A 16,425-nucleotide genomic window follows, 5' to 3' on the forward strand; every position below is an offset into this window, starting at 1 on the left:
CGCCGGTTCTCCGGCCCGGCCGGTCCCGCGATTTCGTCGTGCCCAGGGGGAGACGAGATGAAATCCGTCCGCAGATCCATGGCCGTGGTGCTCGCCGCGGTGGGGTTCCTGTCCGGGGTCACCGCGTTGCCCGCGGCCGCCGCCGAACCGGCACCGCCGACCGAGCGGTGCCAGGCCCTCGAACAGCTCAAGACGGGCGGACCGGGTGTCCAGGCCGCCGCCGAGCGGGCCCTCACCGGCTCCGACGCCGACGTGCACGCCTTCCTGACCACCGGGCTCGCCGTCGCGTCCGAGCAGGACCTGCGCGTGCGCATCTCGCAGCTCGTCTCCCGGGCCGGCCCGGGGCTGCGCCGCGCCGCGCAGACCGCGGCCGGCGGCACCGTCCCCCAGATGCAGGCCTTCCTCGACACCGGCTGGCAGCAGCCCAGCCTCGACGACCTCCGCGTGCAGGTCACGCAGGCGCTGGCCACCGGCGGCCCCGGCGTCAAGCGCGCCGCCCAGACGGCCCTCGACGGCACCCCGGAACAGCAGCGCGAATTCCTCAGCACCGGCCGGGCGCGGGCGCAGGCCGGGGACGACCGCGTGCGCGTCACCCAGCTGATGGCGGCGGGCGGTCCCCAGGTCAAGCGGGCCGCGCAGATCGCGCTGGACGGGACCGCCGAAGACATCTCGCGGTTCCTCACCGCCGGCTACCCGGTGGCGGTCGCGCAGGACCACGAAACCCTGACCGTGTCGCAGCTCGCGGACCTCGCCTCGGACGCGCAGACGCGGGCCGCGGCCCAGACGGAAGCCGCGAAGGAGGCCGCCGCCCAGGCCGTGCAGGCCGCGGAGCTCGCCAAGCAGGCGGCGCAGCGCGCGGCGCAGGAGACCGAAGCGGCCCGCAACGACTCCCAGCTCGCCGCGGCCGCGGCCGGCCGGGCGGCGGACGCGGCGAGGCGCGCCGCGGATGCCGCCAAGACGGCGATCCGGGCGGCGTCCGCGGCGACCGAATCGGCGCGGATCGCGGCGAGCGCGGCGTCCCAGGCCGCCACCGCGGCCGTGCAGGCCGGCCAGGCGGCGACCAACGCGCGCAACGCGGCCGCCGCGGCGGCCACCGACGCGGGTCAGGCGGACCGGGCCCGGCAGGCCGCGATCGACGCTCGCGGGGTCGCGCTGAACGCCCGCCGGGCGGCCGACGCCGCCCGCGGTGCGGTGGACGCGGCCCTCGCCGCGGCCGGTGCCGCCAGCGCCGCCGCGTCGGCCGGTCAGCACGCCGCCGCTGCCGGTGACGCCGCGGACGCCGCCGGCGGGTTCGCCGAGCAGGCGGGTGCGCAGGCCGACCGGGCACGGCGCGCGGCCCAGCAGGCGAAGCGGCAGGCCGCCGAGGCGACCCGCGCGGCGAACGCCGCGACCACGCTGGCGAACGAAGCGGTCGGCGCGGCCAACCAGGCAGCCGCGGCCGCGGATTCGGCGGCCGCGCACGCCGACGCGGCGGCCACCGCCGCCGACGAAGCCGCGGCACACGCCGGGGAAGCCGCGCACGCGGCCGAACGGGCCGAAGCCGCCGCCCGCGAGGCGGACAACGCCGCGAACGACGCGAAGACCGCGGCCGACACCGCCGCGTCCGTCGCCGAGACCGCGCGCAAGGCCGACGAAGAGCGGCTGGCCCAGCAGGAAGCCCAGGACACCTCGGACGCCGAGGCCGCGAAGGACGAAGAAGCCAACGCGCAGGCGGACGCCACCTGGACCGCCGGCGAAGAAGCCAAGCTCGACGCCGAAACCCAGCGCCTGCTCACCGAAGCCCGCGCACCCGGCGCCGACCCGGCCGTCGTGCTCCGCAACGGCCGCAAGGCCGCGGCGGGCCTGCTCAAGCTCGGCGGCCCGTTCACCCGCGCCGCCGCGGAAACCGCGCTGATCGGGGACGACTTCGACGTCCGCGGGTTCGTCACCACCGTCCAGCCGGCCACCGCGCACCAGGACGACCGGGCCAGCGTCGCGGCGATCGCGGCGTCCACGACGCACCCCGCCGAGGTGACGACCGCGCAGGCCGCGATGGTCGGCACGGACGCCCAGGTGCAGGACTTCCTCCGCAACCGCCGGTACCCCGGCAGCGAGACCGACGACCGGGTGCTCGCCACCCAGATCGTCGCCGCGGGCGGGCCGGGCGTGCAGGCCGCGGGGCGCAAGGCCCTCGACGGCACCGCCGACGACGTCCGTGCGTTCCTGCGCACCGGGCAGTACACCGCCCGCGAGGCCGACGACCGGGTGCTGGCCACGCAGGCCGTCTCCACCGGCGGGCCGGAGGTCCGCGCCTCGGCGCGGGCCGCGCTGGCCGGGCCGGCGAGCGTCGTCCGGACGTTCCTGGAGTCCGGGCTGTACCGGGCGCGGCAGCGGGACGCGCTGACCGCCACCCACCGCGCCGAGGTCGCCGGGTACGTCGCCGACGCCGCCCAGTCCGCGGCGCTGGCCCGGAAGAACGCGGCCGAGGCGGCCCAGGCCGCCGCGACGGCCCGTGGCGCGGCCGACGACGCGGCCCGCTACGCCCAGCAGGCCAAGGATTCCGCGGAGCTGGCCAAGACCTACGCGGCGCAGGCCGCGGCGTCGGCTCAGGACGCCAAGGCGTCCGCGGACGCGGCGGTGCAGTCGGCGAACCAGGCCAAGCAGGCCGAAGCCGCGGCGCAGCAGGCCGCGCAGTCGGCGCAGAAGTCCGCGAACCAGGCCCAGGCGTCCGCTTCGGACGCCGCGGCGTCGGCCGCCGACGCCCGCACGGCCGCCGCCGACGCGGCCCAGAAGGCCGCGGACGCCAACCTCAGCCGTGACCAGGCCGTGCAGGCCGCGGCCGACGCCTTCCAGCGGGCGATCGACCTGTACCTGCGGGAGATCGCCGAGGCCGCGGGCGGCAGCCGCCCGGACATGACCGATCCCGACGGGCACCCCTACAGCGACGACGAGGCGGGTCACCCGGCCTACCACGAGCCGACGCCGTGGGAGCGGGTCGGGCTGCAGGACTACATCAACATGCTCACCATGGAACAGGGTGCGGCCGCGTTGTTCGTCTGCCACAACCGGCCGATCACCTGTGCCCTGTTCGACCACTGGGCCAAGGCGAGCGGCAAGGACTACGTCCTCAGTGCCGACCAGATGGCGAACTTCTACAGCGATCCGCAGTGGCAGGGTGCCCTCGACGACAAGCTGCGGAAATACGCCGATCAGGCCGCGGCCAAGTGCACCGGACCGGTCGGGACGACTTGTGCGCTGAAGCTGGACACGAACTGGCTCGGCGGGCAGTTCACCCAGGTGTCCGACCACATCTTCGCGTTGCACTCGTTCGAATACCGGCTCACCGGCGACCTCACCGCCCGGGTGACCGGCGACGGGACGGTGCAGCTGACCGGTGGCTACCGCGTGGACCTGAAGAAGGCGTACAACTTCGACCCCGACAAGCCGCCGATCGAGGTGCACGGCGTTGACTACAATGTGAAGGACCTGGCGCAGATGCCCACCGTGGGCCTCGCGCGGGACTTCACCGTGCAGGGCAGCACGAACCAGAACCTCGACCTTCCGGGGCACCGATGAATCCGCGAGGAGAACGATGCGCGCACGGCCGCTGACGGCCGTCTTCGGGCTCCTTGCCGCGGCCGCCGTGCTGGCCGGCTGCGGCAAGGAGCCCGACCCGCGGGCCTACCCGGGCAGCGAAAGCGGGGTGAGCTGGGAGGACGCCGCGGCGCGGTACCGGATCTCACTCCCGTCGTGCCCGGTCGAGGGCTTCCGCTTCGACGTCCAGCCGCCGCTCACCGACCGGCTGGCGGTCACCTTCACCGCACCCAAGTCCTGTGTGGACGGTTATCTGAAGCAGTACGGCGTCGACCCCGCCGACCCGCAGGGCCACTGGCCGCATGCCGGTTCCGGGACCATCGGCGGAAAGACGGTCGGGCCGTACGACCCGCCGTTCGACGCGGAGGAGATGCGGCAGTTCGGGTGGGTGCTCGACCGGAACGTCCGGTACGACACGTATGACACCTTCCACGCGCCGAACCGGTGGTCGACGTTCAAGGTGCTCGTCAAGCCGGGGCCCGACCGGGAAGTCGTCTACCTCCGCAGCGTGACCCTGGGCTGACCGCGGTGCGGGCCGCCTCCGCGGAGGTGGCCCGCACCGGGGCCGTCACTTCCAGTCGACCTGCGGGCTGCGGTAGAAGTCGATGCCCTGAGCTACCCAGCGCGGGCTCTGCTTCGCCAGCCGCGCGCGGTAGGCGTCCCAGTCGTGGGTCGACTTCGGCGACCAGCCGATCTCCGCGATCCCCGGCAGCCGCGGGAACGCCATGTACTCGATGTCGTCGCTGGTCCGGATCGTCTCGGTCCACAGCGGCGCCTCGACACCCGCGACCTGCTTCTCGCCGACGCCGGTCACCAGCGACGCCGGGTCCCAGTCGTAACCGTCGCGAACCTCGATCAGCGCGGCCCAGTCCTGGCCCAGCGGCGTCGAGGGGTTGTACTTCATGTCCAGGTACGCGTAGTTCGCCGGCGACATGAGGATCTTGCTGCCGCGCGCCGCGGCGGCCGCGACGCTCGGGTTGTCGCCGCCGAAGTCCCAGTACTGCGGGACGGCCGACGCGGGCGGGTCCGACTTCGCGATCTCGTGCCAGCCGGTGACCTTCTTGCCGTACTTGGCGACGATCGGCTGCACCCTCTGCTCGAACGCGAGGTAGTCCGCCGGCGGGGTCGAGTGCGCCTCGTCGCCGCCGATGTGCAGGTACGGGCCGGGGGTGAGGGCCGCCAGCTCGCGCACGACGTCCTCGACGAACTTGTACGTGATCGGCGAGGAGATGCACAGCGAGCTGTAGCCGACCTCCGTGTCCGTGCGCACCGGGACGGCCTTGCCGTCGCAGTTCAGCTCCGCGTACGTCGACTGCGCCGCGTTCGTGTGGCCCGGCATGTCGATCTCCGGGATCACGGTGATGTGCCGCGAAGCCGCGTACGCGACGATGTCCTTGTACTGCGCCTGCGTGTAGTAGCCGCCGGGGTCGCCGTCGACGGCGGTCTTGCCGCCGACCGTCGCGAGCTTCGGCCAGCTCTTGATCTCGATGCGCCAGCCCTGGTCGTCGGCCAGGTGCAGGTGCAGGGTGTTGACCTTGTACTGGGCGATCTGGTCGATGTACAGCTTGACCTGGTCCGGCCGGAAGAAGTGCCGGGCGACGTCGAGCATCGCGCCGCGCTCGCCGAAGCGCGGGTAGTCGAGGATCGTGCCACCGGCGACGGTCCACGTCCGGTGCTGCACGCGCTTCGCGTCGATCGCGGACGGCAGCAGCTGCCGCAGCGACTGCACGCCTTCGAAGAGCCCGTCCGCGGTGTTGGCCTTCAGCGAGACGCCGTCGCGCGCGACCTTCAGCTCGTAACCCTCGGTGCCGATCCGCGAGTCGTGGCCCAGCTCCAGCGAGATCGCCGGCAGGCCTGCGGCGTGCGGCACGACCGGCAGCGGGTAGCCGGTGGCCGGGCGGAGCAGGCCGCGCAGGTAGTCCGCGACCTGGCCGGCGCCGCGGCCGGCGCTGATGACGGTGAACGGCGTGAGCTTGAAGCCCGCCTTCGGATCGGCCTTCGCCGAGACGGGGGCCGGGACGACGTCGGTCACGCTGCGTTCCGGGGCGGCCGGGGAAGCCGCCGCGGCGGCGGGCAGGCCGACGGCCGTGAGACTCACGATCGCCGTGGTCAGGACGGCTCTGGACAAGCGCATCAGGGCACCTCCGGTCGGGGACTCCCTGCAAAGGTACAGACCAGCCGGGGCATTTGGAACAGTACTTAACGAAGGGCCTGGCGGATGGCGTCCAGCACGCTGGGGTCCTCGATCGTCGACGGCACCGGTTCGTCGCGGCCGTCGGCGATCGCGCGCATGGTCTTGCGCAGGATCTTCCCCGACCGCGTCTTCGGCAGGGCGTCCACAATGGACACGTCGCGGAACGCGGCGACCGGCCCGATGTCCCGCCGGACCATGGCCACCAGTTCGTCGCGCAGCCGGTCCTCGGTGATGTCCGCGCCCGCCTTCAGCACGACGAACCCGCGCGGCAGCTGGCCCTTGAGCTGGTCGGCGACGCCGATGACGGCGCACTCGGCGACCGCCGGGTGCGCGGCCAGCACGGCCTCCATCGACCCGGTGGACAGCCGGTGCCCGGCGACGTTGATGACGTCGTCGGTGCGGCCCATGACGAACAGGTAGCCGTCCTCGTCGAAGTACCCCGAGTCCCCGGTGAGGTAGTAGCCCTCGTAGCGGGAGAGGTAGGCCTCGCGGTAGCGCTCGTCGTCGCCCCACAGCGTCGGCAGCGACCCCGGCGGCAGCGGCAGCTTCACCGTGATGGCGCCTTCGCGTCCGGCCGGCAGCTCCTCTCCCGCCTGGTCGAGGATGCGGACGTCCCAGCCGGGGACGGGCTTGGTCGCGGACCCGGCCTTGACCTCCATCGGCTCGAGGCCGCGCGGGTTGGCCGCGATCGGCCAGCCCGTCTCGGTCTGCCACCAGTGGTCGACCACCGGCGTGCCGAGCTTCTCGCGCGCCCAGTGGTAGGTCTCCGGGTCGAGCCGCTCGCCGGCCATGAACAGCGTCCGGAACTCCTTGAGGTCGTGTTTCTCCAGCTCGCGGGCGTCGGGGTCGACCTTCTTGATGGCCCGCAGCGCGGTCGGCGCCGTGAACAGCGCCTGGACGCCGTGCTCGGCGATGACCCGCCAGAACGCGCCCGCGTCCGGGGTGCCGACGGGCTTGCCCTCGTAGAGCACCGTGGTCGCCCCGACCAGCAGCGGCGCGTACACGATGTAGGAGTGCCCGACAACCCAGCCGACGTCGGACGCCGTCCACCAGACGTCGCCGGCGTGGACGTCGTAGACCGCGTCCATCGACCAGGCCAGCGCCACCGCGTGGCCGCCGGTGTCGCGCACGACGCCCTTCGGCTTCCCGGTGGTCCCGGAGGTGTAGAGGATGTACAGCGGGTCGGTGGCCGCGACCGGCACCGGGTCGGCCGGGATGGCGCCCACCGCGAGGTCGCGCCAGTCGACGTCGCGGGCGGTCAGCTCGGCGGGGGCCTGCTCGCGCTGCAGCACGACGACGTGGTCGGGCTGGTGTTCGGTCATCCCGAGCGCGGCTTCGATGATCGGCTTGTACTCGACCACCCGTGTCGGCTCGATGCCGCAGGACGCCGCCAGGATCACCTTGGGCTTGGCGTCCTCGATCCGCGCGGCCAGCTCCTTCGGCGCGAACCCGCCGAAGACGACCGAGTGCACCGCGCCGATCCGCGCGCAGGCCAGCATCGCGATCGCGGCCTCCGGCACCATCGGCAGGTAGACGATCACCCGGTCACCCTTCGTGACCCCCAGCGAGCTGAGCGCGCCGGCGAAGCGCGCGACCGTGTCTCGCAGCTCCTCGTAGGTGTAGGTGCGTTGCCGTCCGGTCACGGGAGAGTCCCAGATCAGTGCGTCCTGGCCGCCGCGGCCGGCCTCGACGTGCCGGTCGAGCGCGTTGTAGGAGGTGTTCAGCTCGGCGTCCGGGAACCACCGGTAGAAGGGCGGGTTCGAGCCGTCCAGGGCCCGCTCGGGCGGCTTCGTCCAGCTGATCGTCCTGGCCGCTTCCAGCCAAAACGCGTCCGGCTCGGCCAGGCTCCGCCGGTAGGCCTCCGCGTACGCGCCCATTCCCCGCTCCTTCGCGTCGAACGTCCCGCCGGACCCATCATGGCGCGGGAGCGGCGGGCGCGCCCGATTCCAGGCACCCTGAAGACCCGGCAACCTCAACGCGGCCGGGAGCGTCCTAAGCTGGACCGCGGGGAAAAGCCGCGCGGCGGTACGAAGAGAACACGGACAGTGAGGGGAGCCCGGCGGTGAACGGACTCGCGAGCGCGTTGCTCTCGCTAGCCCATTCCTTGTTCGGCCCGGGCTTCTGCCCCGGCGACTGGGTCTGGGCCACGAGTGCGGCCGGCGCGCTCGTCGCGCTGCTCCCGCCGATCGGCGCGCTGGCGGTGTCGATCATCCGGAAGGGCACGGGCAACCGCTACGACGCCACGACGTTGTCCGTCTTCGGCGCGATCGGCCTCTTCAGCACGCTGGTGCTGCCGTGGCTGCTGGCCATCGGCGTGTCGGGGGTCTTCCAGGCGGCCTACCGCAAGGAGAAGACCGGGCTGTCCGCGACCGAGCTCTCGACGCTGAACAGCGGCGGGGGTTGCTGGGTGGACAACCAGCGCGAGTACCTCGGCGGCGGCCAGACCGTCTTCGACGTGCTGTTCTCGCAGAGCGGCAAGGACATGCCGTTCTTCGTGTACCTGCTGGCGTTCGTCGTGCTGCCGGCCGGTTCGCTGCTGTTCGTGATGCTGCAGGGCCGCACGGCCTTCCGCCGCGGCCCGAAGTGGCCGTCGCGGTTCTTCTGGATCCCGTTCGCCGCGATGATCGTGTTCAGCGTCGGCATGGAGGCGAACACCGCGCTCCACTTCTGGCTCGGCTTCCTGCCGTTCAGCGTGCTGGGCCTGATCCCGGTCGCGATGGTCGGGCCGCCGCCGTGGTCGGTGATCAACCGGCCCGACGCGCCGCCGCGCCGCGAGCCCGAGCCGTACCGGCCGCCGCCGTCGCAGGTCCAGCCGCGCCCGACCCCGCCGCCGCCTCCGCCCCCGCCGGTCAACAAGCCGTACCCGAAGACCGCGCTGGCGTCCGCGCCCGAGCCCCCGCCGATGGCCGGCGCGCTGGCCGCGGCCCCCGGCCCGGTCCCGCCGCCGCCCGGCTCGCGCAACGCCGGCGGCAGCCGCTACCGCCGCGTCAAGCAGCTCGGCGCGGGTGGGTTCGGCACGGTCTGGCAGGCCGTCGACACCCAGCTCAACCGCACGGTCGCGCTGAAGATCGCGCACGCGCCGGACCGGGACACCGCCGAGCGCATGCAGCGCGAGGCCCGCGCGCTCGCCGTGGTCAGCCACCCCAACTGCGTCAAGGTGTACGACCTGGCCGAGGAGCCGGACGGGCTCGCGCTCGTCATGGAGTACCTCGAAGGCCGGCCGCTGGCCGAGCTGGTCGACGGCCAGGGCCCGCTCGACGACGTCGCCGCCGGCCGCCTGTGGGCGACGATGGCGGGCGCGCTCGCGGCGGCGCACGAGAAGGGTGTCCTGCACCGTGACATCAAGCCGTCGAACATCGTCCTCGACCCGAGCGGCCTGGCCCACCTGATCGACTTCGGCATCGCCCGCAGCCAGGGCGACTCGAAGATGACGGCGACCGGGATGATGATCGGCACGCCCGACTTCGTCGCGCCCGAGCAGGCGATGGGCGCGACGGCCTCACCGGCGTCGGACGCCTGGCAGCTGGCGGCGACGATCAGCTACGCGCTGTCCGGCCAGCCGCCGCGCGGCACCCGCGAGACGCCGATGGCGGCCCTGATGGCCGCGGCCCGCGCCGAACCGGTGTCCCGGCTGCCCCAGCGCAGCGCGCACGCCCGGTTGCTGGCGGCGTCCCTGGACCCCGAGCCGCGCCGCCGTCCGACGCTCAACGCGGTGCGCCGCGAGGTCGAGGGCTGGCTGTCGCGGGCCGGCAAGTCGGCTGATGGCCCGGTCACCCGGGTCGTGCCCCGCCAGCCCCACCGCTAACCCGGCTTGACGGCCGAGAAGGTCAGCAGCTCCTTCGGCCGCAGCTCGACGTCGACCTGCTCGAAGCCCGCCTGCTCGAGCCGCGCCGGCAGCGTGGCCGCGTCGACGACGTTCATCGTGTCGCCGATGTGCAGGAGCCGGAACCGCAGGTTGAGCTGGCCGTCGCTGCCGCAGTACGTGCCGCCCGGGCGCAGGACGCGGGCGGCCTCGGCGAAGATCGCGTCCTGCAGCTGCGCGGTCGGGACGTGGTGCAGCATCGTGAAGCAGACGACGGCGGAGAAGCGGTTCTCTTCGAAAGGCATCTCCGCGCCGCTGCCCTCCACGACCTCGGCGCGGTCGCCGTACTCGGCCCGCAGCAGCTCGCTCGACGCGTGGTCGATCTCCAGCACCGTCAGCTTCGGGACCGCGTCGAGCAGCACCTTCGTCGTGGCGCCGAACCCGGGTCCGATCTCGAGGACGTCGTCACCGAGGTCGCGCCGCTCCAGCCACGGCGTCAGGCGTTCCTCGACGGTGGTCGCCCACTTCTCCGAGCTGCAGATCCTGCGGTGGATGAGGTTCATCGGCATGCGTCCGACCCTATTTCGGCGCGCGGGTGGCCGGTAGCCGATAGCCTGCCAACCGATGTCGCGAAACAGCCAAGCCATGTTGATCGGCGAGGTCGACCTGCCCGCCGGCACCTGGTTCCCCTGGCACGAGCACCCGGTGCACCAGCTGGTCTGGTCCGCGCGCGGGGTCGTCGCGGTGAAAGCCGGCGACGCGGGCTGGGTGCTCCCGCCGACGCGGGCGCTGTGGCTGCCCGCCGGGGTCCAGCACCGCACGGGCGCCCTCGGCCGGGCGGCCCTGCGCGGCATCTACGCCGAGCCGTCGCGGTCCCCGGTGTCATGGTCGTCGCCGCGGGTGGTCGTCGTCCGCCCGCTGCTGCGCGAGCTGCTGGAGTACCTGACCGGCGACGGCGTCACGCCGGAGGCGCGGCTGCGCGCGGAAGCCGTGGCGTTCGACCTGCTGGAGCCGCTCGACGTGGTGCCGATCGTGGTGCCGTCCCCGGCCGACCCGCGAGCCCGCGACGTCGAAGCCGCCCTCCTTTCGAACCCGGCGGATCCCCGAAGCCTCGCCGAGCTCGGCCGCGACGTCGGTGCGGCCGAGCGCACGTTGGCGCGCATCTTCGTGCGGGAGTGCCGGATGCCGTTCGGGACCTGGCGCACGCAGGTGCGGTTGCGCGCGTCGTTGCCGTGGGTGGCGCAGGGGGTACCGCTGGAGACGGTGGCGTTCCGGGTGGGCTACAGCTCGGCGAGCGCCTTCGTGGCGGCTTTCCGACGCGCTGTCGGCGTCACGCCGGGCGCCTACTTCGCCGGTTGACCTACTGCCAGGACGGCAGCCACCGTTCGGCTTCCCACTGGCCGTTCGTGATCGCGATGCCGTTCAGGATCGGCCAGAGCCAGGCGAAGTTCGCCACCACCAGGCCGACGTACAGGGACACCACGAGCAGGCCCGTCCCGCGTCTTTCGAACCCGCGGCGGGCGCTGCCCAGGATCTGGCCCAGGCACAACGTCAACCCCAGCACCAGGAACGCGGCCAGCGGCGTCGCGTAGAAGAAGTACATCTGGCGGTCGATGTTGGTGAACCAGAAGACGTACCCGCCGAGGTACCCGACCAGGACGGCCGCGTAGCGCCAGTCCGCGCGGAAGATCGAACGCCAGGCCGCCCAGCCGAGCATCGGGATCGCCAGCCACCACATCGCCGGCGTGCCGATCAGCATCGTCGCGCTGACGCAGCGGGCCTCGCCGCAGCCGGTGACGTCGCCGTCGTAGCTGTACAGCATCGGACGCAGGCCCATCGGCCACGTCCACGGCTTCGACTCCCACGGGTGCGGGCTGTCCTTGGGCGTGACCAGCGTTTCGTGGAAGTGCAGGACGTTCGCCGAGTAGTCGCCGAGCGAGCGCAGCGCCGGCGGCACCCACGACCAGACGCCCGGCGCGATGTCCTTGATCTCGGTGTAGTGCCGGTCGGTGGCGGTTTCGCTGGCGAACCACGCCCAGTACGCGCCGAGGTACATCACGAACGGGATCAGCAGGATCGCCCACAGCGCGGGCAGCACGTCCCGGCGGATCGTGCCCAGCCAGGGCCGTTCGACGCCGGCCGCGCGCCGCGCCGCGACGTCGAAGGCGACGCACAGCAGCCCGAACGCGACGATGTAGTACAGCGCCGACCACTTGACGCCGAAGGTGAGCCCGATCATCAGGCCGGTCGCGAACCGCCACCAGCGGAACCCGAGCTTGGGACCCCACTCGGACTCGTTGACCCAGCCTTCGCGGACCGCCGTCGCGAGCCGCTCGCGCACCTGGTCGCGGTCGACGAGCAGGCAGGCGAACGCGGCGAGCACGAACAGCGCGATGAAGATGTCGAGCATGCCCATGCGCGACTGCAGGTGGAGCACGCCGTCGCTGATCACCAGGATGCCCGCGATGCCGCCGAGCAGCGTCGAGCGGGTGAGCCGCCGGGCGATGCGGATGGTCAGCAGCACGATCAGCGTGCCGGCCAGCGCGGGCATGATCCGCCAGCCCCAGCCGTTGTACCCGAACAGCCACTCGCCGATCGCGATCAGCTGCTTCGCCAGCGGCGGGTGGACGACCAGCTCGTAGCCGTAGTTGTCTTCGTAGCCGCCGTTGCGCAGCACCTGCCAGGCCTGCGGCACGTAGTGCTTCTCGTCGAAGACCGGGCTGCCCTTGTCGGTCGGCGTGCCGAGGTTCTGCAGCCGGACGACGCCGCCGATCACGGTCAGCACGATCGTCACGACCCAGCCGCGCAGGCGGTCGGCCGGCATGCCGCGGCCGAGCAGGGTCACTTCGCGGTCGGTGGGCGGCCGGAGCGCCTCGACCGGGTCCGGCCGGACGCTTTCGTCGTCGGGACGGGTCAGCACGGCGGTCACGGGGGCGATCCTACGGGCGCGGCGGGGCGTGCGTCGTCGGGATCCGCTGATCAGCCTAGGCTGGCCGGGTGAGTTCCTCGGTGCTTCCCGGTCGTCTCGTCCTGGCCGCCACCCCGCTCGGCGACGTCCGCGACGCTTCGCCGCGCCTGGCCGAAGCGCTGACGGAAGCCGACGTCATCGCGGCCGAAGACACGCGCCGCCTGCGTTCGCTGGCTTCCGCGCTGGAGGTGACCCCGCGCGGCCGGGTGGTGAGCTTCTACGAGGACGTCGAGACGGCGCGCCTGCCCAGGTTGCTCGAATCGTTACGCGCGGGCGAGTCGGTGGTGCTGGTGACGGACGCCGGAATGCCCAGTGTGTCCGATCCCGGCTTCCGCCTGGTGGCGGCGTGCGTCGCTGCGGACATCCCGGTGACGTGCTTGCCGGGACCGTCCGCGGTGACCACGGCGCTCGCTTTGTCCGGCTTGCCGTGTGACCGGTTCTGTTTCGAGGGCTTCGCGCCGCGCAAGCCGGGCGAGCGCACGAAGTGGCTGACGTCGTTGCGCAACGAGCCCCGGACGGCGGTGTTCTTCGAGTCCCCGCACCGGCTGGCGTCGCTGCTGGCGGACGCGGCTTCGGTACTGGGCGGCGAGCGCCAGGCCGCGGTGTGCCGCGAGCTGACGAAGACGTACGAAGAGGTGAAGCGGGGGTCTCTCGAGTCGCTGGCTGCGTGGGCCGCGGAGGGGGTCCGCGGCGAGATCACGGTGGTGCTTTCCGGGGCGGAGCCGCGCGCGGTGTCGGTGGCCGACCTGGTGGACGAGGTTTCGGCCCGAGTGGCATCGGGCGAGCGCCTGAAGTCCGCGGCGGCGGAGGTCGCCGAGGCGACCGGGGTGTCCAAAAAGGAGCTTTACGACGCCGTGCTCGCGGCGCGCAAGTGACACCCGAGCTGCGAGCCGCCCTGGCGGAGCTGCGGCGAGTGCGGTCCGCTCAGCCCGCCGAAGAACTCGGCACGGAAGCCTTCGCGGCCTGGCGCGTCGAGATCGCGGAGGCGCTCGAGGCGCTGCCCCGCTGCTGCTCTTCACCGAAGACCGCCAGCAGGCCGCGGCGGAAGCGCGCGCAGCCCGGGCCGAGGCCGCCGAGCTCCGCGCCGCCTCAGGTGAGTAGGGCCGTCACCGCGGCATGCGCCTTCGCCGCATCAGGGGCATCGCCGGTGATCACGTCCGTGTACACGAACGACTCGCCGATCCGCACCAGCAGGTAGGCCAGGTCCGGTACCGGCAGCGGTGGCACCAGCCGGCCCGCCGACACCTCCTCCTCGAGCAGTGAAACCAGCTTCGACGTCGTCCGCTGCTGGCAGACGCTCGCGCGGGTCGTCAGCAACCGCAGGGCTCGCTCCGGCTCGCGGCGCAGGAAGTCGCGAAATGGCGGTGAGTCGTTCGCGTAGCGGACGTACCCGCTCACGAAGTCCGCGATCCCCGCCGCGCCGCGGCCCACGCACGACGGCCACAGCCGGTCGATCGACGCCGAAGACAGGGACCACAGGATCTCGCCCAGCAGGCGGTCGCGGGAGCCGACCCGGCGGTGCAGCGTCGCGCGGCTGATCGACAGCTTCTCGGCCAGTTCGCCCATGTCCACCCGGCGGCCGGACAGGAACCACTCGCGCGCCAGCTCGAACTCGTGAGACATGTGCCAGAATGTCTCACACTCACGACGGAGAGAGGGACGCAGCATGCGCGCAGTGCAGGTGACCGAGTTCGGCGGACCCGAGGTGCTCACGCCGGTCGAGCTGCCCGACCCGGTGGCCGGTCCCGGCGAGGTCCTCATCGACGTCGAACGCATCGGGGTCAACTACGCCGACACCCACCAGGCCGAAAACAGCTACCTCGCGCCCAGCAAGCTGCCGCTCGTCCCCGGCGGCGAGGTCGTCGGCCGGACGACGGCGGGCCAGCGCGTCGTCGCCCTGCTGAACGGCGGGGGCGGGTACGCCGAGAAGGCCGTCGCGCCCGAGGCGACCACCTTCCCCGTGCCCGACGGCATCGACAACCTCACGGCGCTGTCCATGTTGGTCCAGGGCACGACCGCCTGGGTGCTGCTCCGCCGGAACGCCCACCTGGCCGAAGGCGAGTCGGTTGTCGTGCACGCCGCCGCCGGCGGGGTCGGAACCGTCGCGGTGCAGCTGGCCAAGGCCTGGGCGCCGGCCGCGTGATCGCCACCGCGAGCAGCGACGAGAAGCGCGCGCTCGCCCTCGAGCTCGGCGCCGACGTAGCGGTCGACTCCCGCGCGGAGGACATGACCGAGGTGCTGCTCGACGCCAACGGCCGCCGCGTCGACGTCGTGCTCGACATGGTCGGCGGGAAGACGACCGACCAGAGCATCGCCGCGCTCGCGCCGTTCGGCAGGCTGGCGTTCTACGGCATGGCCGGCCGCGAGCAGCCGAAGCCCGTCGACCTGCGCAACCTCCTCGGCCACAGCACGACCATCAGCGGCATGTGGCTGCCGCACGTCTTCCGCCTGCCGGGCGACGTCTTCGGCACGGCGCTCACCGAGCTGTTCGACCTCGTGCTGGCCGGGAAGCTGAAGGCGATCCCGGGCGGCGAGTACGCGCTGTCGGACGCGCGGGGCGCGCACGAGGCGCTCCGGTCGCGCCAGACCGTCGGAAAGCTACTGCTCGACCCGGCCAAGTAGCGGGTTCGCCAGGAGGTGTTCCAGGGGTGCCGCCTTGTGGAGGCACTCCTGCCACTCCGCCTCCGGGTCCGAATCCGCCGTGATGCCGCCGCCGACGCCGAGCGAGATCGAGCCGCCGGCGATCTCGAACGTCCGGATCGCCACGTTCAGCTCCAGTCCCGCCGCCGGGGAAACCAGCCCGATCGCGCCCGTGTAGACACCCCGGCCGCAGCTCTCCAGCTCCGCGATCAGGTCCAGCGCGCGGATCTTCGGCGCCCCCGTCACCGAGCCGGGCGGGAACGTCGCCGCCAGCAGCGAAGCGTCCGGAACCGATGGGCGCAGCACGCCTGTCACCGTCGAATCCAGGTGCCAGACGCCGGGCGCGGGCCGCACCTCCAGCAGCGACGGCACCGTCACCGACCCGACTTCGCACACCCGGCCCAGGTCGTTGCGCACCAGGTCGGTGATCATCACGTTCTCCGCGACGTCCTTCGCGGACTGACGCAGCAGCAGGGCGTTCCCGTCGTCGTGGGGCCCGCGCCGGGGGAGCGTCCCCTTGATCGGCGTCGAGCGCACCGCGCGTCCGTGCCGCGCGAGGAACAGCTCCGGGGAGAACGAGACCACCGACCCCCACGAGCCGGACAGGAAGGCCGCGCGGCGGGGCGACAACGAGGACACCCCGGCGGCGAACAGCGCGGCCGGGGAGCCCGAGAACGAACCCGTGAACCGGCCGCAGATGTTCGCCTGGAACAGCTCCCCGGCCTCGATCGCGTGGACGCAGGCCTTGACCGCGTCCCGGTGCTCCGAGGGCAGCGGACGCCGGAGCGGCCCGGCCGCCCACGAGTCGTCCGGGGGCGGGGCGGCCAGCAGCGACTCCATTGTGGACACCGAGGGGCCGCCGCCGTCCACTGATTCCAGGTGGCAGGTGCCGGACGAAGACCACCGCAGCACGTGGTCCGCCCAGCCCCACGCGGAAGCCGGCAGCGCGCCGCGGCGACCGGAGGGATCCGCCAGGTCGTACCCCAGGTACCCGAACCAGCCGCCGCCGATCACCCCGGGCGGGGCCGTGACCTCCGGGGCGAACGCGGGAAGATCGCCGGGGGAGACCGAAAGCGACGGCGCGATCACCGCCCGTGACCCGAACCAGTCGCCGGAGAGCATCGCCGGCGGCGGCAGGCCGCGCGAGCGGGCGTGCGCGGCCAGCACCGACAGGGCGCGCGACGGCGTCACGTCCGTCCGGAGTGCCCTGCTCGTCACGCGCATGGCGACATTGTCACCACACGGCGA

11 protein-coding genes and 1 pseudogene are annotated in these 16,425 nt (G+C 73.0%); 6 read left to right on the top strand and 6 right to left on the bottom strand.

The window, feature by feature from the left end:
- Positions 1–57 precede the first annotated feature (57 nt).
- Both ACH54P_RS35370 and ACH54P_RS35375 read left to right on the top strand, forming a co-directional pair.
- Positions 58–3,555: an ALF repeat-containing protein gene (locus tag ACH54P_RS35370; RefSeq protein WP_489907641.1), complete on the top strand. Its 3,498-nt coding sequence runs from the start codon at positions 58–60 to the stop codon at positions 3,553–3,555.
- A 16-nt stretch (positions 3,556–3,571) separates the two neighbouring features.
- Positions 3,572–4,096: a hypothetical protein gene (locus tag ACH54P_RS35375; protein WP_489907642.1), complete on the top strand. Its 525-nt coding sequence runs from the start codon at positions 3,572–3,574 to the stop codon at positions 4,094–4,096.
- Positions 4,097–4,141: 45 nt separating this feature from the next.
- Here ACH54P_RS35375 and ACH54P_RS35380 read toward each other — a convergent pair whose 3' ends face one another.
- Both ACH54P_RS35380 and ACH54P_RS35385 read right to left on the bottom strand, forming a co-directional pair.
- On the bottom strand, positions 4,142–5,707 hold the full coding sequence (locus ACH54P_RS35380; RefSeq protein WP_489907643.1) for a beta-N-acetylhexosaminidase: 1,566 nt from the start codon (positions 5,705–5,707) through the stop codon (positions 4,142–4,144).
- Between the two features lie 65 nt (positions 5,708–5,772).
- Positions 5,773–7,644, bottom strand: a complete 1,872-nt coding sequence (locus ACH54P_RS35385) for a propionyl-CoA synthetase (RefSeq protein WP_489907644.1) — start codon at positions 7,642–7,644, stop codon at positions 5,773–5,775.
- 185 nt (positions 7,645–7,829) lie between these two features.
- On the opposite strand from ACH54P_RS35385, the gene ACH54P_RS35390 reads away from it, so the two are divergent.
- A complete protein-coding gene (locus ACH54P_RS35390; protein WP_489907645.1) occupies positions 7,830–9,572 on the top strand; it encodes a serine/threonine-protein kinase in 1,743 nt (580 codons plus the stop codon).
- Here the strand turns inward: ACH54P_RS35390 and ACH54P_RS35395 are convergent.
- Positions 9,569–10,138, bottom strand: a complete 570-nt coding sequence (locus tag ACH54P_RS35395; protein ID WP_489907646.1) for a class I SAM-dependent methyltransferase — start codon at positions 10,136–10,138, stop codon at positions 9,569–9,571. The two genes, ACH54P_RS35390 and ACH54P_RS35395, sit on opposite strands and share 4 nt — an antisense overlap.
- Before the next feature lie 76 nt (positions 10,139–10,214).
- Between ACH54P_RS35395 and ACH54P_RS35400 the strand changes: the two genes are divergently transcribed.
- A complete protein-coding gene (locus ACH54P_RS35400) occupies positions 10,215–10,928 on the top strand; it encodes an AraC family transcriptional regulator (protein WP_489916820.1) in 714 nt (237 codons plus the stop codon).
- A 1-nt stretch (position 10,929) separates the two neighbouring features.
- Here ACH54P_RS35400 and ACH54P_RS35405 read toward each other — a convergent pair whose 3' ends face one another.
- The gene (locus tag ACH54P_RS35405) at positions 10,930–12,498 is read right to left on the bottom strand and encodes a dolichyl-phosphate-mannose--protein mannosyltransferase (RefSeq protein ID WP_489907647.1); all 1,569 of its coding nucleotides are present in this window, start codon (positions 12,496–12,498) and stop codon (positions 10,930–10,932) included.
- Between the two features lie 80 nt (positions 12,499–12,578).
- On the opposite strand from ACH54P_RS35405, the gene rsmI reads away from it, so the two are divergent.
- Entirely contained in the window at positions 12,579–13,412 is an 834-nt protein-coding gene (rsmI, locus tag ACH54P_RS35410; protein ID WP_489916822.1) for a 16S rRNA (cytidine(1402)-2'-O)-methyltransferase, read from the top strand.
- A gap of 214 nt (positions 13,413–13,626) precedes the next feature.
- Here rsmI and ACH54P_RS35415 read toward each other — a convergent pair whose 3' ends face one another.
- Positions 13,627–14,160, bottom strand: coding sequence for a QsdR family transcriptional regulator (locus ACH54P_RS35415; RefSeq protein ID WP_489907648.1), 534 nt, complete (start codon positions 14,158–14,160; stop codon positions 13,627–13,629).
- Positions 14,161–14,203: 43 nt separating this feature from the next.
- Here ACH54P_RS35415 and ACH54P_RS35420 point away from each other — a divergent pair.
- Positions 14,204–15,159 (top strand): annotated as a pseudogene (locus ACH54P_RS35420) (quinone oxidoreductase family protein).
- Here the strand turns inward: ACH54P_RS35420 and ACH54P_RS35425 are convergent.
- A complete protein-coding gene (locus tag ACH54P_RS35425; protein WP_489907649.1) occupies positions 15,136–16,401 on the bottom strand; it encodes an aminodeoxychorismate synthase component I in 1,266 nt (421 codons plus the stop codon). The pseudogene ACH54P_RS35420 and the gene ACH54P_RS35425 sit on opposite strands and share 24 nt — an antisense overlap.
- Between the last annotated feature and the right edge of the window lie 24 nt (positions 16,402–16,425).

It is taken from the genome of Amycolatopsis sp. N2S4-7 (assembly GCF_058119595.1).

Coding starts and splice junctions, on each gene's coding strand:
- ACH54P_RS35385 (WP_489907644.1), bottom strand. CDS start 7,644: ATGGGCGCGTACGCGGAGGCCTACCGGCGGAGCCTGGCCGAGCCGGAC.
- ACH54P_RS35400 (WP_489916820.1), top strand. CDS start 10,215: ATGTTGATCGGCGAGGTCGACCTGCCCGCCGGCACCTGGTTCCCCTGG.
- ACH54P_RS35375 (WP_489907642.1), top strand. CDS start 3,572: ATGCGCGCACGGCCGCTGACGGCCGTCTTCGGGCTCCTTGCCGCGGCC.
- ACH54P_RS35370 (WP_489907641.1), top strand. CDS start 58: ATGAAATCCGTCCGCAGATCCATGGCCGTGGTGCTCGCCGCGGTGGGG.
- ACH54P_RS35415 (WP_489907648.1), bottom strand. CDS start 14,160: ATGTCTCACGAGTTCGAGCTGGCGCGCGAGTGGTTCCTGTCCGGCCGC.
- ACH54P_RS35380 (WP_489907643.1), bottom strand. CDS start 5,707: ATGCGCTTGTCCAGAGCCGTCCTGACCACGGCGATCGTGAGTCTCACG.
- ACH54P_RS35425 (WP_489907649.1), bottom strand. CDS start 16,401: ATGCGCGTGACGAGCAGGGCACTCCGGACGGACGTGACGCCGTCGCGC.
- ACH54P_RS35395 (WP_489907646.1), bottom strand. CDS start 10,138: ATGCCGATGAACCTCATCCACCGCAGGATCTGCAGCTCGGAGAAGTGG.